A 20627-nucleotide genomic window follows, 5' to 3' on the forward strand; every position below is an offset into this window, starting at 1 on the left:
CTTAGGCAACACCAAACCGGTCCAGCGCATCATCGCGGAGCGTGGTGCCAGCACCGGGCTGTTGGGGAACAAGGAAATATCCGTCTTCAACGGTTGCCGGGTCGGTAAAGCATTCGCGCAGCCAGGGGATATATTCCAGCATGTTGTTGGAAGGGTGGCCAATTGCCGTATGGATGTGGGTTTGCATCATATCGCCAACATGCGACACCACCGGCAGGCCGTAATTAAGGGCCATATCGGCAACCTGGATCCAGGGTGTGATGCCGCCAAGGCGGGCCACATCGGGCTGGGCGTAGTGAAGCGCACCGGCATCAAAGAAGGTTGCAAAATTGTGCGGCAGATAAAGCTGCTCGCCCAAGGCGATCGGGGTGGAAATGCTTTCGGCCAAACGTTTGTGGCTGATCACATCGTCATACCAAAGCGGTTCTTCAAACCACATCACATCGGCATCGGCCAGATATTTGCCAAAACGCATGGCAGTTGGCAGGTCCATCAGGCCATTGGCATCAACCGCCAGGGTCACATCCGGGCCAATTGCCTTGCGGACTGCTTCAAGGCGTTTGATATCGGTGCTAAGGCTGGGGCTGCCAACCTTGATTTTAACGCCGGTATAGCCATCCTTTTCAACAAGACGGCGGCAATCATCTACCAGTGTTTCCAGCGACCAGTTCAGCCAGCCGCCATCGGTGTTATAGGCGCGAATTTTGCGCGCTTTGCCGCCCATTTCCTGCCAAAGCGGCATATTGGACGCCTTTGATTTGATATCCCAAAGGGCCACATCAATCGCACCAAGTGCCAGATGCGAAATACCCCCGCGACCAACCCATTGGACGGGCGGGAAACGTTCCATTTCACGCCACAGGGCCGTAACCTCCAGCGGGTTGCGCCCCATGATCAAATCGGCAAAGCAGGTTTCAATGCACTGGGTAATCAGCCGGTCGCTGGGCAAATGCGCATGCGTGCCCGAATAACCATAACCGGTGATGCCGGCATCGGTTTCAATAATAACCCCGGGGGCACCCCAATGGGTAAGGTTATGGGTACTGTCCGACACACCATTACGTGTGACCGGAACATGCATGATGAAGGTTTTGACAGCCGTAATTTTCAATTTACCAGTTCCTTTGAAATGGCGGTATTTGGCGGGAAATCAGCGATAAAGCAGGGTTGGCAGCATCAGGCTGAGCTGGGGAATGAAAGCCAGCAGCATCAGCACGATCAGCAGCGGAACAAGGAAGGGGGCGGTTGCGCGCACGCATTCTTCAAAGCGCACGCCCGATACCCGCGAGAGCACATAAAGCACCATGCCGACCGGCGGTGTTAACAGCCCTAACATCAAGTTCAGGATGACGATGATCCCCAGATGAACCGGGTCAATGCCGACTGTATGCGCAATGGGCAACAAAACCGGGACCAGAATGGTGATCGCGGCAATTGTTTCCATGAAACAGCCGACAATCAGGACCAGAACCATCATCAGAAAAATAACGATATAGCGGTTATCGGTGAACCCAAGAACAAAGCTGCCCAAATGCTGGGCGGCCTGATTTGCCGTTAAAATCCAGGCAAAAACGGCTGCTGCGCCAACAATCAGCATAATTGCTGCCGTTGTTTCAACCGTATCCATCGTTACACGCAACAAATGGCGCATGGTCAGCGTGCGATAAATCGCAAGACCCAGTATCAGTGAATAGGCAACCGCGGCAACCGCGGCCTCGGTCGGGGTGAAAAGGCCGGTTGAAATACCGCCAATGATGATGACAGGCGTCATCATGGGCAGGAAGGCGTCCTTGCTGGCGCGGCCAAGGTTTGTCAGTGAAAAGGCACGGTCTTTGGGGTATTTGCGACGGTGTGAATACCAGGCAACCATAACCATCAGGGCAATTGCCATTAAAAGACCAGGCACAACACCGGCCAAAAACAGCTGCCCAATCGATACCTGGGCAATCACGCCATAAAGAACCAGTGGCAGCGATGGTGGAATAATGGGGCCAATGGTGGATGATGCGGCAGTGATGCCAACGGCAAACCCGGTTTCATAGCCAGCATCACGCATGGCCTTGATTTCAACATTGCCAAGGCCACCGGCATCAGCCACGGCCGCACCTGACATGCCGGCAAAAATTACGCTGGCACCCACATTGACATGACCAAGCCCGCCGGGCAGCCAGCCGACCAGTGCGCGGGCAAAATTGAAAATGCGTACGGTAATGCCACCGGTATTCATAAGGTGGCCGACCATAATGAAAAACGGCACGGCAAGCAGCGGAAAGCTGTTCACCCCATTGATCATATTGTGAAGCATGCTGATGGGCGGCATACCGGCAATGAACAGATAAACCAGCGATGATCCGGCCAGGGCAACCGCAACAGGGGCCCCACAAACCAGCAAAACCGCCAGCACAACAAACATGATGCCAAGGCTCATGACGGGTGCCTCCGCAGGTCGTGGATGCCGCGCGCAAATGTCACGATTGCCGCGATGGCAAGGCAAACCACAATGGTCCAGAACAGGTAACCGCGCTGCATATCAATGCTGATCATGCGCTGATGGCCCATGCGTTGCGCAAGGGATGCGCCCGACCAGGCCGCATAGGCAAAAAAGGCCGCCGTGATCATATCCATCAGGAAAAACAGGGCGCGCGATGCCACCTTGGGAATGTAAAGATGGAAGAAATCCAGATAGATCTGGCTTTTTTTGCGTGCGCAAATAACAGCCCCGGAAAATGTCACCACGATTAACAGGTAACGGGCGACTTCTTCGGTCCAGGGGATGGAACTGTTAAGCGCGTATCGCGAAAAGAACTGCAAGAAAACGACAAGAACAAGCGCCCAGAACACCATAAAAACCGGGGTGTCCCACCAGGAAATGTCACTGATTTCGGTTTGCTGGGCATCTATTTGCGAGGTGATTTCCTCGGCAATTTTCTGGTCGTGCGAAAGGTCATTCATTTTGCACCTTCACATATCCTGACCGGAAGGGACGGGCAGCGCACGCATGCTGCCCGCCGCGAAAGCGATTTACTGGCCGATGGCTTCCAGACGTTTGAAGGTGTCAGGCGACCAGGGCATGTTTGCCCCCTGCAAAAGCGGCTGAACCACATCCATGAACGGTTTGCGGTCCACTTCATGAACGTTCACACCCTTGTCCTTGAACCACTGAACCAGCGATGCTTCCTGATCACGCACTTCGCCAGTGGCCTTGGCGGCGGCCTTTTTCAGGATGTCGAAAATGATTTTGCGGTCTTCATCTGACAACTCGTCATTGGTGACGCCTGACATGATCGTGGTCAGGGTTGCCGTGGTGTGGCTGGTCAGGCTGATATCGCTTTGGACTTCGTAAAACTGCGCGGCCTTGATGGTGGGCAGCGGGTTTTCCTGGGCATCGACCACACCCTGCTGCAGGCCAAGGTAAACTTCCGAGAAGGCCATCGGGGTCGGGTTGGCACCAACTGCATTGGGAAACAGGGTATAGGCCGGGGCATTGGGCACGCGGATTTTAAGACCTTTCATATCTTCGGGTTTTAAAATCGGCTTGTTTGATGTGACCTGACGGGTGCCGTAATAGGTATGCGTGACCAGAATATTGCCTGTCGCATCCTGGTAACCCTTGGCCATTTCATCACGCAGATCACTGTTCCAGAAGGCCTGCCAATGGTCAAAATCCCGAAAGACAAAGGGATAATCCAGCACGCCGATTTCCGGATAGCTTTGCGCCATAAATGCCGGGCCGGTATAGATCAGGTCAACCGTACCCAGCGAAAGTCCTTCATTGATTGCCTCTTCATTGCCCAGCGAAGAAGAGGGGAAAACCTGCATTTCATAGCGGTCATCGGTCTGTTTTTTAATCTCGTCGGCGGCTTCGAGCAGGACTTTGTGATAGGGCGTTGATTCATCATAGATGTGGGCAAATTTCAAAACCGTTGTGGCATTTGCGGCATTGAATGCGCCAAAGGCAAGGGTGGCGGCAAAGGTTGCAGCCGGTATGAATTTTCCAAAAGACAGGGACATTTCGGTTTCCTCCCGATGGTGTCGGATTGACGGTTTGTTTTTGTTGTTATTTACGACACCTAACAAAAATGGATATTGAGCGCAATATACATTTTTAAGGAATTGACGAAACACATCCCGGCAGGGGATAAATCCTGCAAAATGAGGAGCCGGATGAAAACCGAACCGCCACGCATCAATGATGCGGTTTACAAAATCCTGAAAACGAATATCGAGCAGGGAAATATCCCCTGCGGTGTGCGCGTTCGCGAAACGGATGTGGCGCGTTTGCTTGATGTTGGCCGGGTGCCGGTGCGCGCGGCCCTGGCGCGGCTGGCCGATGAAAACCTGCTGGAAAATGCCACCGGGCAGGGATATTTGCGCCCGGGTACGGGGACCAATGTCGGTGCGGGCACCAGTGGCGATACCATCCCAAAATTTGCCGATCTGGAACTGTCGCTGGACCCGGACCTTTTGGAAATTCTGGGAAATCGCAACTGGCGAATGCGCATTTTTGACGAGGCCGAACTTACCGTGGCATCCGCCCTGGTATTTGGCGCCTATCGCATCAGCGAGGCGCGTTTTGCCGGGCATTACGGTGTTAGCCGGACCATTGCACGCGAATTTTTAAGCCGGATTGAACGGGTCGGGCTGGTAACGCAATTACCCAATGGCCGCTGGCAGGCCGGACCGATGACCGGCAAGGATATTCGCGACCATTACGCCATGCGTTGTGCGCTGGAACCCCTAGCCCTGGCGGATGCGGCAGCACATTTAAACAAAACTGCACTGGCAAAAATGATTACCCGGCTGGAAAATGCACGGGGCCGGATCGAACAGGTAACAACAGAAGATATCCTGCAACTTGAAAAGGATTTGCATGTCGATATCGTGCTGAATAGCGAAAACAGGCCGATGGTCGATGCCATCCGGCGCAGCCAGTTGCCGCTGATATCAACCCATATTTCCTTTGTTGCGACCCAGTCCTATGAAATCGTTGAAAGCACGATTGACGAGCATCTGGCAATTGCCTTTGAACTGAAGGCAAACAGGGCCGATAGGGCCGCAACCCTGTTGTCGCAACACCTGGCCCGCGCACAGGAAACGACCCTTCGCCGCCTTTCGGATTTGCGAGATCATCACCTTAAAAACCGGCCGGATTTTCTGGTGCCGCTGTAAACCGCAATAAATAACGGCAGCTTGCTCCATTTGCTTTGCACGATATTTCCCTGCCTTATTCGGCTGCGCGGGGGCCGGAAAGCTGCGCATCACGGTCCTGTGCCGGGGGCAGGCCGAACATGCGGCGATATTCGCGGGTAAATTGGGAAACACTTTCATAACCAACAGCATAGGCGGCACTGCTTGCTGTCATGCCTTCGGACATGACCATACGGCGCGCCTCGATCAGGCGAAGCTGTTTTTGAAATTGCAGCGGCGATAGCGCGGTTACAGCGCGAAAGTGATGATAAAACGACGACGGACTCATGCCCGCAACAGCGGCAAGCCTGTCTGCCGCGATGGTTTCATGATAATTTGATCGCAACAGGGCAATGGCCCGGGCAATGCGCCGGGTGTGGCTTTCGGGCCAGCCAAGCTGACGAATGGCGGGGCCAAGCGCACCGCTAAGCAACCAGTAATGCAGTTCGCGCACCAGTTGCGGATACAGCATTGCAATGGTTGCCGGCCGGTCGCAAATTTTAAAAAGCCGATGGGCGCAATCGGCAACATCGGGTTCGGTCGGTGTTACCTGAACGGCACTGTCATTGCCGTTCCCCTGTTGGTCCATTTGCAAAACCAGATCGGCAATCACCGCATGGTCAAGGTCAAGCACCAGGGACAGATAAGGTTGATCGGCGCTGGCCTGAATGATCTGGCTGACGGTGGGGACATCAGCCGTAATCAGCAATGTATCGCCAGCGCGCAATGTCACAATTTGCGCGCCCATGGTGACCTGTTTGCTGCCTTGCAGCACCAGACAGACCAGCGGGCGGGAAATGGCATAATCAAGCCCGCCAGGCTTGCCGGCGCAAATGGTGGTTAACCCTGCAATGGGGGTTTGGGCAAGGCCGGCGGCATTGGCATGTGATTGCGTAAAGGCCCGAACGGTATGAAGCAATGTATCTGTCATGGGCAAAGCTTACGCCGGTTTTGGCACACCGTAAATACGATTGGAGGAATAGGCTAACCAACAGGAGGTTCCGGCAACGACGGGCAGGGGGATCGGGCGTAGAAGAACGCATCCCAACCAGACGATGGAGACCCCGATGTCAAAGATTGCACTTGTTACCGGTGCCAGCCGTGGCCTTGGCCGCAACACTGCCCTTGCCATTGCGCGCAGCGGCAATGATGTCATCATCACCTATCAAAGCCGCGAAAGCGACGCCAATGCCGTTATTGCCGAAATTACAGCACTGGGTCGCAAGGCTGTTGCCCTTCAGCTTGATGTTGGCAATGTTGCCGGTTTTGGCACCTTTGTTGAACAACTGACCGGCGCATTGCGAAAAAACTGGCAGCGCGACAGTTTTGACCATCTTGTTAATAATGCCGGGCATGGCGAGATGGCGGCCATCACCGATACCACCGAAGAACAGTTCGACCGGCTGGTGAATGTGCATTTCAAAGGGGTTTTCTTTCTGACCCAGGCGTTGTTGCCGCTGCTGGCCGATGGCGGGCGTATTGTCAATCTGTCATCGGGTTTGACGCGGGTTTCCTATCCGGGTTTTTCGGCCTATTCCGCAGTCAAAGGCGCTGTTGAAATCCTCAGCCTTTATCTGGCAAAGGAACTGGGGGCACGCGGCATTGCGGTGAATACGGTGGCACCTGGCGCCATTGAAACCGATTTTCTGGGTGGTGCCGTTCGCGACATGCCGGACTTGAACAAGGTTTTCGCCGATATGACCGCACTGGGCCGCGTTGGTGTGCCCGATGATATCGGCCCCATGATTGCCAACCTGCTAGGGGATGGCAATCGCTGGATAAATGCCCAGCGTATCGAGGTTTCCGGCGGTCAGAATATCTGACGCTTTCCCGGTTACTCCCCAACCCCGACCTGGGATTTAACCCCTGATATGCTGGCTTCGGGCTGGCAGGCGATCAAAGGCCTGTCAGCCTGCAAGCGTTGGTAAACCGGAAATGAAACACTGATCAGTCGTGGGATCGGCCAAAATCAAGGACATATCGAAACCGTTCAGCCGGATATTCGCTGCGCGACATCTGGAAGATGTTATTGGCGTGGTCAAAATACCAGCGCTTGATCAAAAGCGACGGGCCATTTTCCTTGGCCTGCAACATTTCAGCGGTTTCCGGCGAAAGCAGGCGTGCGGAAACCTCCTGGCGGATGGCCTCTATCCGGACCTGATATTGTTCTTCGACCAGATCGGCGATCGGGCGGCGCGCATCGGGGATTTTATCGACAACGCCGTTATAAAGCGCGTCAAAATAAACCTCGACATGGCAAATCGGTTCTTCGGTTTCTTCCTGGTTCCAGCGAATGCCCTCAACCCGAACCAGGCTTCGGCCAACCGGGAATCCAACCTCGTCGGCCATATCGGCATCAACCACAATTTCACGGATCGAAATGATATTAAGCCGGATCGACTTGGTATATTGCAGCAGGTCCTCAACCGAGCTCCAACCTGCCTGAAAAGACTGGTTGCGCACGGCATTAACCACGCGTGATCCGATGGCGGCACTGCGCACGATCAACCCGTCTGCCTGAATATTGGAAAGGGCGGTTCGCACCGTCGCCCGGCTGACACCAAAACGCGCACACAGGTTTTCCTCGGTCGGAAGCAGGCTGTCTACGGGGAATTCGCCTGATGAAATTCGGGCCCTGAGGTAGTCTTCGACGATCCGGTATTTTGGCTGACTTTGTTTTTTAACCAACTACTTGTCGTCCTTTCTTCGCGTTCTGGTGAAAATGGCGCGCTGGTTTTTGCGAAAAGCACACAAATTTATATTTGACAATGTACGTACATTCGAACAATCATTTGTCCGTACATTCGAACAAATAACCGAACAATGATACAAAATGCTTCTCGCGATGTGAAGGTCAGAATAATGAATAACCGTATGGAAGCGGATGCTTATGGGGAGGTTGCAATCCCGGCAGAGGCATATTGGGGCCCGCAGACAGAACGTTCCCGCCACCTGTTTGCCATTGGCAATGAATGCCTGCCCGATGATGTGATCCATTGTTTCGGGGCGCAAAAAGTTGCTGCCGCCCGTGCCAATATGGCGCTGGGCCTGCTGCCCGAACAATTGGGCAATGCCATTATTGCCGCTGCCACCGAAATGCAGCAGGGCCGCTTTGATCGGCAGTTTCCCGTGATGGTCTGGCAAACCGGGTCCGGCACCCAGACCAATATGAATGCCAACGAAGTGATCGCCAATCGCGCCAATGAAATGCTGGGTCATGCCCTTGGCGCGCGTAAACCGGTGCACCCCAATGACCATGTCAATAAGGGGCAATCATCAAACGATACCTTTCCAACCATCATGCATATCAGTGTGTTGCGGGCTGTTTTTAACATTCTTGTGCCTGCCGGGAAAACACTGGTCACAAGCCTTGCCAAGCGTGCCGATGAATTTCACCACCATGCCAAACTGGGCATGACGCACTTGCAGGATGCATTACCCGTTACGTTGGGCATGGAATTTCGCGCCTGGCAGCACCAGGTGGAAACCGCACTGGAACGCATTGAAAAACAGGCGCAGGAATTATGCGAACTGCCCCAGGGCGGTACGGCAAGCGGCAGTGGCGTTAATGGCAATCCCGAATTTGCCAGCCTGGTTGCCAAAGACCTTTCCGCCTTTGTTGGCCAGCCCCTTCGTGCCAGCCAGGCACCCAGCTATTTGATGGCATCGCACGATGTTTTTGCAGGCCTGTGTGGCAGTTTAAATACCCTGGCATCCGCCCTGATCAAAACCTGTACCGATATTCGCCTTCTGACATCCAGTTTGGGTGGCACCCCATCCATGACCCTGCCAGATGACGGGCTTTCATCCTCCATCATGCCGGCAAAACGCAATGCCACGGTGTGCGAGGCGGTTATTCAGGTTTGCATGCGTGTTATTGGCAACAGTGCGGCCGTATTGGCAGCCAATAATTCCAGCGTGTTGCAGCTCAATACCTGCAAACCCCTGATCTTGAATGAAACGCTAAATTCCATTTATCTGCTGGCCGATGCGCAAAAGGTGCTGGCAAGGGGCTGTATTGACGGGTTGGGCGCGGACCGCGCAGCACTAGGCGCATCACTGGCAAAATCGCCGGTCCTTGGGGCCATTTTGGGGCCGGTGATTGGCTATGACATGGCCGCCCGCCTGACGCGTGAATGCTGGGATAGCGGTATTCCCATGCGTGATATCCTTGAACGCGACGGCATTTTAAGCGGGGCGGAATTTGACCATCATCTAAGGCAGGCCTTAAACCCCGATGATCTAGACCGGTCAAAGACGGATGCGGATGAAAATGGCGATCTGGACGCTGATCAGCAAGGCGCAACCATCCTTCAGGCCCGCAAAGCTGGCGGGGGTTTGTGATGATGCAGTTTACCGGAATGACCCAAAGTTCGCTGGTGGATTCCCCGCTTTTCGGGCACAGCTTTGTCGATGATGCCATGCGCGATATTTTCAATTACCGCGCCTATATCGCCCGCTGTGTCGAGGTTGAAGTCGCCCTTGCCCGGGCCGAGGCCAAACAGGGTGTGATCCCGCAAGAAGCAGCCGATGGCATTGCCAATGCTGCCGCAAATCACGAATTTGATTTGGCCCGCCTGAAACATGAAACCGAAATTGTCGGTTATCCCATTTTGCCAATTGTCGAACAGCTTGCGGCACATGCCGGTGATGCCGGGCGGTATTTGCATTGGGGGGCCACAACCCAGGACATCATGGATTGCGCGACCATCCTGCAAATGCGTGATGGCCTTGCCCTGATTGAACGCCAGCTTGATGAAACGATGGCGGCACTGGCCCACCTTGCCCGGACATATCGTGACACGGCAATGGCGGGGCGCACCCACCTGCAACATGCCTTGCCCATTACATTTGGCTACAAGGCCGCAGTGTGGCTTTCCAGTTTGAAACGCCATTCGGAACGGCTGGCACAATTAAAGCCGCGCCTGTTGGTAGTCCAGTTTTCCGGTGCCAGCGGCACGCTGGCATCATTGGGGGATCACGGCCTTGCCGTGCAGGCCGGGCTTGCAGGGGAACTGGGCCTTGGTGTGCCCGAAATTACCTGGCATTCCAGCCGCGATGGCGTGACCGAGGCCGTGCAGCTTATGGCGCTGATTTGTGGCAGCCTCGGCAAGATCGCGGTTGATATTTCCATCATGATGACAACGGAACTGGGCGAAGTTGCCGAACCGTTTGAAAAACATCGTGGTGCCTCAAGCACCATGCCGCAAAAACGCAACCCCATTTCGTGTGAATTAATGATCGCGGCGGCCAAAATGGTGCGCCAGCATGCCGGTCTTATGCTTGATGCCATGGCACATGATTTTGAACGGGCAACCGGCCCCTGGCATCTGGAATGGTCGGCCATTCCCGAAAGTTTCGCACTGACATCAGGCGCACTGGCGCAGGCCATTTTCATGCTGGGTGGGCTGGAGGTTTACCCGGCACGGATGCGCCAAAATCTGGGGGTTTCGCGCGGCCTGATCGTGGCCGAAGCCGTGATGATGGCGCTTGCCCCCTTTGCCGGGCGGCAAACATCGCATGATCTGGTTTATGCGGCCTGCCGCATGGCAGCTGAAAAGGACACATCGCTTTACGATGCCCTTGCGCAGGATGGCGAGATTACCCGCCATCTTGGCCCGCAGGACTTACAACACCTGACCGACCCGGAAAATTATCTGGGATCGGCTGGGAAAATGGTGGATCGGGTTTTGTCGGGCACTCACTAGCCCGTCAAGGCCCCATAACCCGCAAATATCGCCCAACCAGCATTTGCCAAGTGGCAAGTGAACCGTCCTGCTTTGCCTTGTCCTGGGTAAAACGGGGCATAACAGGGCGAAAACTGCAAGAAAACCCGGCCCTTGGCAATCATTCAGGGCAGGGCCGGAACGACCAGAAACAAATAACCTTCAGGGAGTATGAAAATGCGTCTTTTTAACCGAAATCTTCTTCTCGCCGGTGTAGCAATGGCAACGGTTCTGGGCTTGGGACTTGATGCATCCGCACAGGAAGTGATCAAGTTTTCCCATGGTGTAGCGCCCGATACGCCCAAGGGCAAAGCGGCCGAATATTTTAAGAAACGTGCCGAAGAAATCCTTGGCGACAAGGTAAAGGTCGAAATATACCCGAATTCCCAGTTATTTGACGATAACAAGGTTCTTTCGGCCATTTTGCGCGGTGATGTGCAGTTCGGGGCACCGGCACTGGGCAAGCTTAACAAATGGACGAAAAAGCTGCAGATCTTTGATTTGCCGTTCCTGTTCAAGGATATGGATGCCGTTTCCTGCTTCCAGGATAGCGACAAGGGCAGGGGCCTTTTCAATTCCATGACCGACAAGGGCATGCTGGGTGTCAGCTATTGGCATAATGGCTTAAAGCAGCTTTCGGCCAATACGCCGCTGCGTGAACCGACAGATGCCAAGGGCCTTAAATTCCGTATTCAGACATCCGATGTGCTGGCCGCACAGTTTGAGGCAGTTGGTGCCGTTCCCCAGAAAATGGCCTTTGCTGAAACCTACACCGCCCTTCAGACGGGTGTTGTTGATGGTCAGGAAAACACCTGGTCAAACATGTATTCGCAGAAGTTCTACGAAGTTCAGAAATACACCACGGAATCCAACCACGGGCTTCTTGATTACATGGTGATCACGTCGGACAAATGGTGGAAGGGCCTTGACCCTGAAATGCGCGCCGGTCTGACCCAGGCAATGGATGATGCCACGAAATATGGAAATGATCTTGCCGCCGAACTGAACATGGAACAGCGTGAAAAAACCCTGCAATCTGGCGAAACAGAGCTGGTTGAACTGACCGATGCGCAGTTCAAGGACTGGCAGTCGGCGATGAAACCGGTCTGGGATCAGTTCTCTGGTGAAATTGGTCAGGACCTGATCGACGCTGCCGCAGCCTGCAACAAGTAATTCCCTGTAAATCTTTCTGGATAAGGGACCGTTCACGATGATCTCGACGGTCGTTACCCGGCTGGAGGAGGGCTTCATAGCCCTCCTGCTTGCCGCCATGACTACACTTACCTTCGCCAATGTCATTGCCCGGTATGTGTTCAATTCCGGCATTACCTGGGCGCTGGAAATGACTCAGTTCCTGTTTGCCTGGCTGATCCTGTTTGGCATGTCCTACGGGGTCAAGATTGGCAGTCATATTGGTGTTGATGCGCTGGTGAAACTGTTTCCGGCAACCCTGCAGCGCATTATCGGCCTGATCATTGTTGCAGCAGGCCTGCTTTACTGCTTCTGGATTACCAAAGGGGGCTGGGAACTGGTCGCCTTTAACCACATGCTGGAAATGGAAGCCGAAGATTCCCCGCTGATGCTCTGGGTGGTCTATCTGATCATGCCGGTGGGCGGTGCGCTGCTGGCATTCCGTCTTGCACAGGTTGCCTGGCGGATCATTACCGGCAAGCAGACCGGCTTTACCCTGGCTGACGAAGCCCGCGAAGCCATCGACCAGCTTGGCGGTCAGGCCGATGTCAATGACGATGCAAAGGGCGGGTCATCCCGTTCCGCATCCTAAGCGCCAAAGAGGAATCGCTTCCCCATGACCATTGCATTCCTGTTTGTTCTGCTTTTTGCCCTAATGGCGTTTGGTGCCCCCATCGCCCTGTCGCTGGGTGTGTCCTCGCTGGCAACCATCCTGCTTTTTGGCAATGACAGCCTGGCAACCCTGGCAGAAAAACTTTTCAGCGGGATGGAGCATTACACCCTTCTCGCCATTCCCTATTTCATTCTGGCCTCCACCTTCCTGTCGACCGGTGGGGTGGCCCGCCGCCTGATCAATTTTGCCGTCAATTCCGTGGGCTGGTTCCCCGGCGGGCTGGCAATGGCATCGGTTCTGGCCTGTATGCTGTTTGCGGCCGTCTCCGGCTCCTCCCCGGCAACGGTGGTGGCCATTGGCTCCATCGTGATCGGGGGCATGGTCCGTTCGGGCTATCCGCAAAACTTTGCCGCCGGTGTGATCTGTAACGCCGGGACGCTGGGCATTCTTATTCCGCCATCGATCGTGATGGTGGTGTATGCCGCGGCAACCCAGGTGTCGGTTGGCCGCATGTTCCTGGGCGGGGTTATTCCCGGCCTGATGGTGGGCATCATGCTGATGCTGGCGATTTTTGTGGTCGCCAAGGTTAAAAACCTGCCCAAACAGGACCGACCCAGCCTCGGCGAATGGGGCGGCAGCCTGCTTTCCGCATCGGGCGGCCTGTTCCTGGTCATTCTGATCATGGGTGGCATTTATGGTGGGGCCTTCACCCCGACCGAAGCCGCGGCCGTTGCCTCGTTCTATGCCATGCTTGTTGCGGTGTTGTTTTACCGCGACATGGGTCCGATCAAGGACCAGCCCTGGATGCCCGCTGGTGGCAATACCAGCTTTGGCGCGGTTGCCTCACGCAATCTGGGCCTGATGGGCAAGGCGATTGTTCTGTTGCCGTTTGACAAGGACATCCGCCACGTTCTGCTTGAAGCCGGCAAAGTGACCATCATGCTGATGTTCATCATTGCCAATGCCATGCTGTTTGCCCATGTGCTGACGACCGAACGCATCCCGCACACCATCGCCGAAGCCATCATTGGCTGGGGCCTTCCGGCCTGGGGTTTCCTGATTGTCGTCAATATCATCCTGCTGGTTGCCGGTAACTTCATGGAACCGTCCGCCATCCTGATGATCATGGCGCCGATCCTGTTCCCGATTGCGATGAAGCTGGGGATCGATCCGATCCATCTAGGCATCATCATGGTGGTGAATATGGAAATCGGCATGATCACGCCGCCGGTGGGGCTGAACCTGTTTGTCACATCGGGCATAACAGGCATGCCGTTGCTTAAAGTGGTGCGCGCAGCCTTCCCGTGGCTGATGATCCTTCTGGTCTTCCTGATCATCATCACCTATATCCCCGCCATTTCCACATGGCTTCCGACCCTGCTGATGGGCCCGGAAAAGGTGATGAACTACTAGGGTTGCAACCCGCATATCAAATCAAAGGGGCGTTCTGGCAACAGGATGCCCCTTTTTTTTTCAAATTTGGCCTTAACCCAGCATATCGCACAACTGATGCAGGTTTTGAATGATCAGGGTATCTGACACGTCATCTGCGCCTGCCAATGCATCCTGCGCCCTATCGCGCACAAGCCATGCGGCCTTGCACCCGGCCAAAAGTGCGCCGCGCACATCAAGTTCAACATCATCGCCCACATGCAACATATTCGATGGTGCTATATTCAGGGCCACGGCGCTGGCATGGAAAATGCGGGCATCGGGTTTGGCAATGCCAAGCTGATGGGCAAAAAACCGGGCCTCAAAGAAATGGTCAATGCCAATTGCCGCCAGGTCCGCATTGCCGTTGGAAATGGCTGCCAATGGATAATGTCGGCTTAAATATTTCAGTGCGGGAAGGGCATCGTCAAAAAATGTTACCTTTTGGCGTTCGGCATAAAAAAGATCATATCCGGGATCGGCAAGATCGGGGTTTTCACCTGCCGCCATCAGAATATTGCGAATGGATGTTCGGCGTAACAGGGCAGGGTCATGCGCCATGGCCGGGCAGGTGACGGCCAGATTATTGCGAAACTGGCGCAATTGTTCCGGCCCGCTTAAAATACCGGCTGTTGCCGGGGCTTGATGCTGCAGCCATTGATAAAGGGCTGCCTCGGCCTTCAGGACAGCGGCATTGAATGGCCATAACGTATCATCAAGGTCAAATGACAGACCGGCAATATTGTTCAGGCGCATATGGATTGTAATTTTGGCTGGGCGATGCGCACATAATCGGCCGCATTCATAATGATAGAACAATCAAGCCGCCCGGCATTAAAGGCAATTTCGTCATAGGCCTCAATCAGGGCCGGGTCAGCCAACAGCATAATGCGGGATGAAAATGAAAAAGGCGGGATCGCGCCAATTTTGCAACCGGTTTCACGGGTGGCTTCTTCGGGGGATGCCAATGTGACCTTTTTTAAGCCCGCCGCCGATGCGACCTTGCGAAAATCCAGCTTCTGATCGCCAGGTAGAACGGCAAGAACATAAATTTCGGGCGTGCCTTTGCTTTTGCATAACATGGCCTTTGCCCCCTGACCGGGGGCGGTGCCGCGAATGGCGGCCACTTCGGCAGACCGGCCCTCGGGGGCGTGTTCGATCCTGCGAAAACGTGTCCCACCTGTTTCCAAAAGCGCACTTAGCTGGTTAAACATGGCAAAATAATTCCTGCATTCAAACAATTGCCGGATGCGCGGGGACTTATCCTTCCCCGCGCACCATCGGCTGGTTTCTGTTTTAGGCCTTTTCCTGGCTTGTGAAAATTGTTTCAGCCTTCAGGACATGGGGCGTGTCATAGGCGATCTGGTCAAGTTCACCTTCGCTGCGGGCAACCAGGCAGGCAACAGCGCAATCACCCGTCACATTTAGCGATGTTCGCGCCATATCAAGGATACGGTCAATGCCGGCGATAATCGCAATGCCTTCCAGCGGCAGGCCAACCGATGACAGGACCATTGATGTCATGACCAGTCCAGCCCCGGGAACACCCGCTGTGCCGATAGAGGCCAGCGTCGATGTCAGCGCGATGGTCAAAAACTGGCTGGTGGTAAGGTCAATACCGTAGGCCTGGGCGATGAAAACCGCGACAACACCCTGATAAAGGGCGACACCATCCATATTGATGGTTGCGCCTAATGGCAGGACAAAGCTGGAAACCCGGCGTGAAACGCCCAGATTGCGCTCCGTGGACATCATCGTGACCGGAAGCGTGCCCGAGCTTGAAGTGCTGGTGAAGGCAACAATGATCTGTTCGATGCTGCCCTGAAAAAAACGTACCGGGTTAAGCCGCCCGATAAAGCGGATCATACCGCCATAAACCAGCAGGGCATGAATGACACAACCGACATAAATAATGGCAATGACTTTGGCCAGGGATGCCAGAAGGTCCAGCCCATAGCTGCCTGCAACCCAGGTCATCAGTGCAAATACGCCATAAGGGGCAAAGGAAATAATGATCGATGTCAGCTTGTACATGACTTCGGCGGCGGCATCGAAAAACCGTTTCACCGGTTTGGCCGCATCCCCGGCAAGCACAATTGCCATGCCAAGTAAAATGGCAAAAACAATGATTTGTAGCACATTGCCATTGGCAAAGGCCTCGATTGGGTTGGTCGGCACCAGACCCAACAGGGTATCGGTAATGCCGGGTTCGGTTGTTGCGGCTGCTGCATGTTTGGCCGCGCCAGCGCCAATATCAACACCAATGCCCGGTTTGAACAAAACGGCAAGACCCAGGCCAATACAAATTGCAATGGCCGTTGTGCCCAGATACAGCACAAAGGTTTTAATGCCCAGACGGCCCATCGTTGCCAGATCCTGCAACGATGTCACCCCGCTGACCAGCGAAACAAAAATCAGCGGGACGGTCAGCATTTTGATGCCGCGAATGAAAAGATCGCCAATCGGTTTGATGCCATCGGCAAAGCCGGCATTGCCTGTCCGGTTAAGAACTACGCCAAGCACCAGCCCAAGTGCCAGCGCGATGAATATCTGTTTCCAGAGCTGCATACCTGTCCAGAAACCGAAAGGTCCCCGGCGGGTGGTCGAAGATGAGGGATTTGTTGTCATTTTTATCTCCTGATGATCCCCGGCTGTTCCGGGCTTCGTTTTCGATGGCATTCCACCGTTTGGGGCGAAAAACCGCGCCAAACAGGCGTTTGAAAACCATCGAGGGAAGCTGCAATGCGCCATGCCCCCTGATCATGCAGGGCGCATTGCAGATAAACTGGTGGTGTTGCCATGGGCCGAAACACCGCAGCTTTATTCGTTATCGTTCTGAAAATAATGGGCTGTGCGCGCGTTAGGGCGCTGCGGCTGGCGCGTTTTCTGGCGAGGCAAGAGCAATCGCCTCGATCTCGATATCAAGGCCGAAATGCAGTTCGGGTACCGATGCAACCGCGCGCGCCGGGCGATGGTCGCCAATCCAGCTGGCATACAGGTCGTTAAATTGCGGCCAATATTTGATATCGGTTACATAGATGCGTACCTGAAGCAGCCTTTCGCGGGTTATACCGGCGCAGGCCAGGCAGGCATCCAGATTTGCCAGCGTACGGGTGGCCTGTTGGTGAAAGGATTTACCGGTTAACGCCGTGCCATCGGGCAATATGGGCAACTGGCCGGATATGAAAACCTGACCGGCCGCCACGCAGATATGGGAATAATGGCCCGCCGGGCGGGTGATATCCTGGCTGTTAAGACAGCGGATATCGTCGTTTCGGGCGAGAGTGTTCATGCTGGTTCCGTGGTGAAAATGGGCAAAGTTATCGCGTTCCCTCAACCCGGCGGGTTGATGGTTGGGTCGCATCAAGGATGTTTAAGGGCCGTCAAAAACGGCGGGAAATTACGCCGAAAGCAGGCTTACAAAGCGCGACAGATCGACATTGCCGCCACTTACAAGCACGCCAATGCGCTTGCCTTTCAGATCGGCCTTCATCTGCCGTGCCGCGGCAAAGCCAAGGCACCCGGTCGGTTCGACATACAGTTTCATGCGCGTTGCCATGAAACTCATGCAATCCACCAGATCGGCATCCGGAACGGTCAGAATATCGCGAACATCGCGTTTGATGATCGGGAAGGTCACATTGCCCAGATGCTGGGTCTGGGCACCATCGGCGATGGTTTGGGGTGTGTCGATATGAACGATGGAACCGGTTTGAAAGGATTGCTGGCCGTCATTTCCCGCTGCGGGTTCAACACCATAAAGGTCGCAATCAGGTGACAACGCCCGGGTTGAAAGGGCACTGCCCGATAACAGGCCACCACCCCCAAGCGGTACAAAAAACGCATCAAGGGGGCCGACTTCGTCAAACAGTTCCTTGGCCGCCGTTCCCTGTCCGCACAGAATATCGGGGTGGTCATAAGGCGGGATTAATGTCATGCCATGCTTTTCGGCCAGATCACGGCCAATCTGTTCGCGGTCTTCGGTGTAGCGGTCATAAATGACGACATTGCCGCCATAGCCACGGGTTGCTGCAACCTTGGCGGCGGGTGCATCGTGGGGCATAACAATGGTTGCCGGAATATCAAGCAACCGTGCCGACAGGGCAATGCCCTGCGCGTGATTGCCCGACGAATAAACAACAACGCCAGCCTTGCGCTGGGCCGCCGTAAACTGCGACAGGGCGTTAAAGGCACCGCGAAATTTAAATGCCCCGGTGCGTTGCAGGTTTTCGCATTTGAAAAATACCTCGGCACCGAATTCGGCATTTACGGTACGTGATGTCATGACCGGGGTTTGATGGGCATGGCCCTTTATGCGGGCGGCAGCCGCGCAAACATCCTCGAATGTGGGAAGGCTGGTCATTGAAGTCCTCTCCTGGGCTGTCAGTTTTTATGCATGACTTTAGGGCCCGCGCTTTTGGCGGGCGACCGGCAACGGTGCCGGAAACGATCTTTTTTCCTTGCGGAAACAGGCGGTAATGTCAGGTCTTGTTCACATGGCTTTGCCGTGTTTTCGCGACACAGCCATGCTCAGCTTAAGGCATGTTATGGGGCACAGGCCTGCCAGAGGCAGGCGAAAGCCCCGGTTATTTTGCATAGCCATAAACAGATGCGCGGGACACCCCAAGATGGCCGGCAACAATCTCCATCGAACGGCGTAAATCCAGCAGACCCGCAGCTTTCAGCTCCTGCACAAGCGCGCGGCGATCGCTGGCTTTTAACGCGCGTGGGGTGGTGGCGAGTTTGGCGGCGAACTGGTCAATCCGGGCGCGAATGGCATCTGACCCGGCGGGATCAAAACTTTCCTTGGCGGGGGCATCGGCCTCGATGGCGACGAACTGGTTTAACATGCCCTGAAAACCCTGAAACACCGTCAGGTCGATATTCATGCAAAGGGCCGCGATATATTTGCCCTCAGAATCCTTGATGCCAACCGACGTACTTTTAACCTGCCGTCCATCGGCAAAATTGTTCGGGTAATTGGCAATGACCTGTTCAAATTCGGGGTCAAGAATACGCGCAAGGCCAAGCTCGGTCGCGGGATCGCCAATTTCGCGGCCAGAAAGATTGTTGTGGATTGCCAGAACGGCGTGGGACGGATCAAGCAGGTCATGCACGACAATTTCGCAAAAGGGCGCAAAGGTGCGGGCAAGGCCATCGGCAACCTGTTTGATCTGTTCAAGCAGCAAGCGCTGTTCTGGCGTACGTTTTGTCATGGTAATGGAACCTGTTGTGATTAGGTTTTGACAATTTGTCTAAAATTATAAAAATTGTCAATACATCAAAACCACAAGAAATCGCAAAAACGCGCAATGATCCGAAAATCGTTTCTATACATCGCCCAAAACAACGCTATATCTGCCGGGCGGAGGATAGCCGTTATAACGGGTGCGACGAACGTTATCGTCTCGATGCGCGGTCGCCAAAATCCCGGTCAATAAGGAATAAACCATGAATAATCCCATATCTGATCAGTCGCGCCGTATTGTTGTTCTGGGCACCGGGGGGACCATTGCCGGGTCGTCGGCCAAGGCGGGCGCCAATGTTGGTTACACGGCGGGCACCGTGCCGGTAACCGCATTGCTGGATGGTTTTTCTGCCCCGGACGGGTTTGAATTGCATGTCGAGCAGGTCGCCCAGATCGACAGCAAGGATATGGATTTTGCAACCTGGCGCAGCCTGCATGAGCGCTGCCAATACTGGCTGGCACAGGATGATGTTGCCGCCCTGATCATTACACACGGCACCGACACCATCGAAGAAACATCGTTTTTCCTGCATTCCACACTGAATGCCACCAAACCGGTTGTCATGACCTGCGCCATGCGCCCGGCAACATCAACCAACCCGGACGGCCCCCAAAACCTGCGCGACGCCATCACCGTTGCATCAAGCCCGGATGCAACCGGCGTGATGATTGTGTGCGCCAGCGAAATACACGGTGCCAAAGAAATCAGCAAAACGCACCCTTATCGCCTTAATGCCTTTAATTCCGGTGATGCCGGGCCGATTGGCTATGTTGAAGAAGGTCGGGTACGCCTGGTGCGCCAATGGCCACAGGAAGCACACGTCAGCACAGCCATTTCATTGCCGCCAGCGGATAACTGGCCGCGTGTCGATATCGTGCTAAGCCACGCTGGTACGCGCGGTGAAATCGTCAACGCGCTGATCCGCGAACACCAGGAAAACCACACCGATGCCGCGGCCGGGATTATCCTGGGCGCAACAGGTAATGGCAGCCTGCATCAAAGCCTGGAACAGGCCGGGCTTGCCGCGCGCGATGCCGGGATTGAAGTGCTGGTCGCAACACGCTGCATCGCCGGGCATATCATTCCTTCACTCAGCGAAAAGTTGCCAATCAGCATTGATCTGTCGCCGGTAAAGGCACGGATCGCCTTGCTGTTAAAGCTGATATCGAAAGATCAAAAATAACATTATTTCAAATGTTTGTTGCAATATATGAATGTATAACATGAAAT

General features: G+C 54.6%; 20 protein-coding genes. 8 read left to right on the plus strand and 12 right to left on the minus strand.

Annotated features, from left to right (window positions below; genetic code table 11):
* Window position 1: 1 nt before the first annotated feature.
* The 4 genes from CSC3H3_RS22765 to CSC3H3_RS22780 all read right to left on the minus strand — a co-directional run bounded on the left by CSC3H3_RS22765 (window position 2) and on the right by CSC3H3_RS22780 (window position 4011).
* A complete protein-coding gene (locus CSC3H3_RS22765; RefSeq protein ID WP_101286659.1) occupies window positions 2-1111 on the minus strand; it encodes a mandelate racemase/muconate lactonizing enzyme family protein in 1110 nt (369 codons plus the stop codon).
* Between the two features lie 39 nt (window positions 1112-1150).
* Window positions 1151-2428: a TRAP transporter large permease gene (locus CSC3H3_RS22770; RefSeq protein WP_101286660.1), complete on the minus strand. Its 1278-nt coding sequence runs from the start codon at window positions 2426-2428 to the stop codon at window positions 1151-1153.
* Window positions 2425-2952, minus strand: a complete 528-nt coding sequence (locus tag CSC3H3_RS22775) for a TRAP transporter small permease (RefSeq protein WP_101286661.1) — start codon at window positions 2950-2952, stop codon at window positions 2425-2427. The genes CSC3H3_RS22770 and CSC3H3_RS22775 overlap by 4 nt, the downstream gene beginning before the upstream one ends.
* 69 nt (window positions 2953-3021) lie before the next feature.
* Window positions 3022-4011: a sialic acid TRAP transporter substrate-binding protein SiaP gene (locus CSC3H3_RS22780; RefSeq protein WP_101286662.1), complete on the minus strand. Its 990-nt coding sequence runs from the start codon at window positions 4009-4011 to the stop codon at window positions 3022-3024.
* A gap of 153 nt (window positions 4012-4164) precedes the next feature.
* Between CSC3H3_RS22780 and CSC3H3_RS22785 the strand changes: the two genes are divergently transcribed.
* A complete protein-coding gene (locus CSC3H3_RS22785; protein WP_172963483.1) occupies window positions 4165-5169 on the plus strand; it encodes a GntR family transcriptional regulator in 1005 nt (334 codons plus the stop codon).
* Window positions 5170-5224: 55 nt separating this feature from the next.
* Here the strand turns inward: CSC3H3_RS22785 and CSC3H3_RS22790 are convergent, their stop codons facing one another.
* Complete coding sequence (locus CSC3H3_RS22790) at window positions 5225-6118, minus strand: AraC family transcriptional regulator (RefSeq protein ID WP_101286664.1); 894 nt, start codon at window positions 6116-6118, stop codon at window positions 5225-5227.
* Window positions 6119-6254: 136 nt separating this feature from the next.
* Here CSC3H3_RS22790 and CSC3H3_RS22795 point away from each other — a divergent pair, with 136 nt between their 5' ends.
* Window positions 6255-7010, plus strand: coding sequence for an SDR family oxidoreductase (locus CSC3H3_RS22795; RefSeq protein WP_101286665.1), 756 nt, complete (start codon window positions 6255-6257; stop codon window positions 7008-7010).
* Window positions 7011-7134: 124 nt separating this feature from the next.
* Here the strand turns inward: CSC3H3_RS22795 and CSC3H3_RS22800 are convergent, their stop codons facing one another.
* Entirely contained in the window at window positions 7135-7875 is a 741-nt protein-coding gene (locus tag CSC3H3_RS22800; protein ID WP_101286666.1) for a GntR family transcriptional regulator, read from the minus strand.
* Window positions 7876-8049: 174 nt separating this feature from the next.
* On the opposite strand from CSC3H3_RS22800, the gene CSC3H3_RS22805 reads away from it, so the two are divergent.
* The 5 genes from CSC3H3_RS22805 (at window position 8050) to CSC3H3_RS22825 (ending at window position 14130) form a co-directional block, all read left to right on the plus strand.
* Complete coding sequence (locus CSC3H3_RS22805; RefSeq protein ID WP_157831995.1) at window positions 8050-9531, plus strand: class II fumarate hydratase; 1482 nt, start codon at window positions 8050-8052, stop codon at window positions 9529-9531.
* Between the two features lie 2 nt (window positions 9532-9533).
* Window positions 9534-10895 (plus strand): 3-carboxy-cis,cis-muconate cycloisomerase, encoded by a 1362-nt coding sequence (gene pcaB / locus CSC3H3_RS22810; RefSeq protein ID WP_101286881.1) that lies wholly within the window; start codon window positions 9534-9536, stop codon window positions 10893-10895.
* Between the two features lie 195 nt (window positions 10896-11090).
* Entirely contained in the window at window positions 11091-12086 is a 996-nt protein-coding gene (locus tag CSC3H3_RS22815) for a TRAP transporter substrate-binding protein (protein ID WP_172963484.1), read from the plus strand.
* Window positions 12087-12123: 37 nt separating this feature from the next.
* Window positions 12124-12696: a TRAP transporter small permease gene (locus CSC3H3_RS22820; protein WP_101271806.1), complete on the plus strand. Its 573-nt coding sequence runs from the start codon at window positions 12124-12126 to the stop codon at window positions 12694-12696.
* A 24-nt stretch (window positions 12697-12720) separates the two neighbouring features.
* Entirely contained in the window at window positions 12721-14130 is a 1410-nt protein-coding gene (locus CSC3H3_RS22825; RefSeq protein WP_101284347.1) for a TRAP transporter large permease, read from the plus strand.
* Window positions 14131-14202: 72 nt separating this feature from the next.
* Here CSC3H3_RS22825 and CSC3H3_RS22830 read toward each other — a convergent pair whose 3' ends face one another.
* From CSC3H3_RS22830 to CSC3H3_RS22855, 6 genes are all read right to left on the minus strand, one after another.
* Complete coding sequence (locus tag CSC3H3_RS22830; RefSeq protein WP_101286669.1) at window positions 14203-14904, minus strand: HAD family hydrolase; 702 nt, start codon at window positions 14902-14904, stop codon at window positions 14203-14205.
* The gene (locus CSC3H3_RS22835; RefSeq protein WP_101286670.1) at window positions 14895-15362 is read right to left on the minus strand and encodes a YbaK/prolyl-tRNA synthetase associated domain-containing protein; all 468 of its coding nucleotides are present in this window, start codon (window positions 15360-15362) and stop codon (window positions 14895-14897) included. Before CSC3H3_RS22835 ends, CSC3H3_RS22830 begins: the two co-directional genes overlap by 10 nt.
* 82 nt (window positions 15363-15444) lie before the next feature.
* Entirely contained in the window at window positions 15445-16776 is a 1332-nt protein-coding gene (locus CSC3H3_RS22840) for a dicarboxylate/amino acid:cation symporter (RefSeq protein ID WP_245881406.1), read from the minus strand.
* 232 nt (window positions 16777-17008) lie between these two features.
* Window positions 17009-17440, minus strand: coding sequence for a RidA family protein (locus tag CSC3H3_RS22845; protein ID WP_101286672.1), 432 nt, complete (start codon window positions 17438-17440; stop codon window positions 17009-17011).
* A gap of 108 nt (window positions 17441-17548) precedes the next feature.
* Window positions 17549-18511: a threo-3-hydroxy-L-aspartate ammonia-lyase gene (locus CSC3H3_RS22850; RefSeq protein WP_101286673.1), complete on the minus strand. Its 963-nt coding sequence runs from the start codon at window positions 18509-18511 to the stop codon at window positions 17549-17551.
* Window positions 18512-18734: 223 nt separating this feature from the next.
* Entirely contained in the window at window positions 18735-19364 is a 630-nt protein-coding gene (locus CSC3H3_RS22855; RefSeq protein ID WP_101286674.1) for a helix-turn-helix transcriptional regulator, read from the minus strand.
* A gap of 235 nt (window positions 19365-19599) precedes the next feature.
* On the opposite strand from CSC3H3_RS22855, the gene CSC3H3_RS22860 reads away from it, so the two are divergent.
* Window positions 19600-20580 carry an asparaginase gene (locus CSC3H3_RS22860; RefSeq protein WP_101286675.1) on the plus strand — a complete coding sequence of 327 codons (981 nt, stop codon included), beginning with the start codon at window positions 19600-19602 and terminating at the stop codon, window positions 20578-20580.
* Window positions 20581-20627 lie beyond the last annotated feature (47 nt).

The organism is Thalassospira marina (assembly GCF_002844375.1).
In the GTDB taxonomy this organism is placed as follows: Bacteria; Pseudomonadota; Alphaproteobacteria; order Rhodospirillales; family Thalassospiraceae; genus Thalassospira; species Thalassospira marina.

Bases quoted from the DNA above. Each gene is read 5' to 3' on its own strand.
- CSC3H3_RS22770 (WP_101286660.1), bottom strand. From the start codon at position 2,428: ATGAGCCTTGGCATCATGTTTGTTGTGCTGGCGGTTTTGCTGGTTTGT.
- CSC3H3_RS22775 (WP_101286661.1), bottom strand. From the start codon at position 2,952: ATGAATGACCTTTCGCACGACCAGAAAATTGCCGAGGAAATCACCTCG.
- CSC3H3_RS22780 (WP_101286662.1), bottom strand. From the start codon at position 4,011: ATGTCCCTGTCTTTTGGAAAATTCATACCGGCTGCAACCTTTGCCGCC.
- CSC3H3_RS22785 (WP_172963483.1), top strand. From the start codon at position 4,165: ATGAAAACCGAACCGCCACGCATCAATGATGCGGTTTACAAAATCCTG.
- CSC3H3_RS22790 (WP_101286664.1), bottom strand. From the start codon at position 6,118: ATGACAGATACATTGCTTCATACCGTTCGGGCCTTTACGCAATCACAT.
- CSC3H3_RS22795 (WP_101286665.1), top strand. From the start codon at position 6,255: ATGTCAAAGATTGCACTTGTTACCGGTGCCAGCCGTGGCCTTGGCCGC.
- CSC3H3_RS22805 (WP_157831995.1), top strand. From the start codon at position 8,050: ATGAATAACCGTATGGAAGCGGATGCTTATGGGGAGGTTGCAATCCCG.
- pcaB (WP_101286881.1), top strand. From the start codon at position 9,534: ATGCAGTTTACCGGAATGACCCAAAGTTCGCTGGTGGATTCCCCGCTT.
- CSC3H3_RS22815 (WP_172963484.1), top strand. From the start codon at position 11,091: ATGCGTCTTTTTAACCGAAATCTTCTTCTCGCCGGTGTAGCAATGGCA.
- CSC3H3_RS22820 (WP_101271806.1), top strand. From the start codon at position 12,124: ATGATCTCGACGGTCGTTACCCGGCTGGAGGAGGGCTTCATAGCCCTC.
- CSC3H3_RS22825 (WP_101284347.1), top strand. From the start codon at position 12,721: ATGACCATTGCATTCCTGTTTGTTCTGCTTTTTGCCCTAATGGCGTTT.
- CSC3H3_RS22830 (WP_101286669.1), bottom strand. From the start codon at position 14,904: ATGCGCCTGAACAATATTGCCGGTCTGTCATTTGACCTTGATGATACG.
- CSC3H3_RS22835 (WP_101286670.1), bottom strand. From the start codon at position 15,362: ATGTTTAACCAGCTAAGTGCGCTTTTGGAAACAGGTGGGACACGTTTT.
- CSC3H3_RS22840 (WP_245881406.1), bottom strand. From the start codon at position 16,776: ATGACAACAAATCCCTCATCTTCGACCACCCGCCGGGGACCTTTCGGT.
- CSC3H3_RS22845 (WP_101286672.1), bottom strand. From the start codon at position 17,440: ATGAACACTCTCGCCCGAAACGACGATATCCGCTGTCTTAACAGCCAG.
- CSC3H3_RS22850 (WP_101286673.1), bottom strand. From the start codon at position 18,511: ATGACCAGCCTTCCCACATTCGAGGATGTTTGCGCGGCTGCCGCCCGC.
- CSC3H3_RS22855 (WP_101286674.1), bottom strand. From the start codon at position 19,364: ATGACAAAACGTACGCCAGAACAGCGCTTGCTGCTTGAACAGATCAAA.
- CSC3H3_RS22860 (WP_101286675.1), top strand. From the start codon at position 19,600: ATGAATAATCCCATATCTGATCAGTCGCGCCGTATTGTTGTTCTGGGC.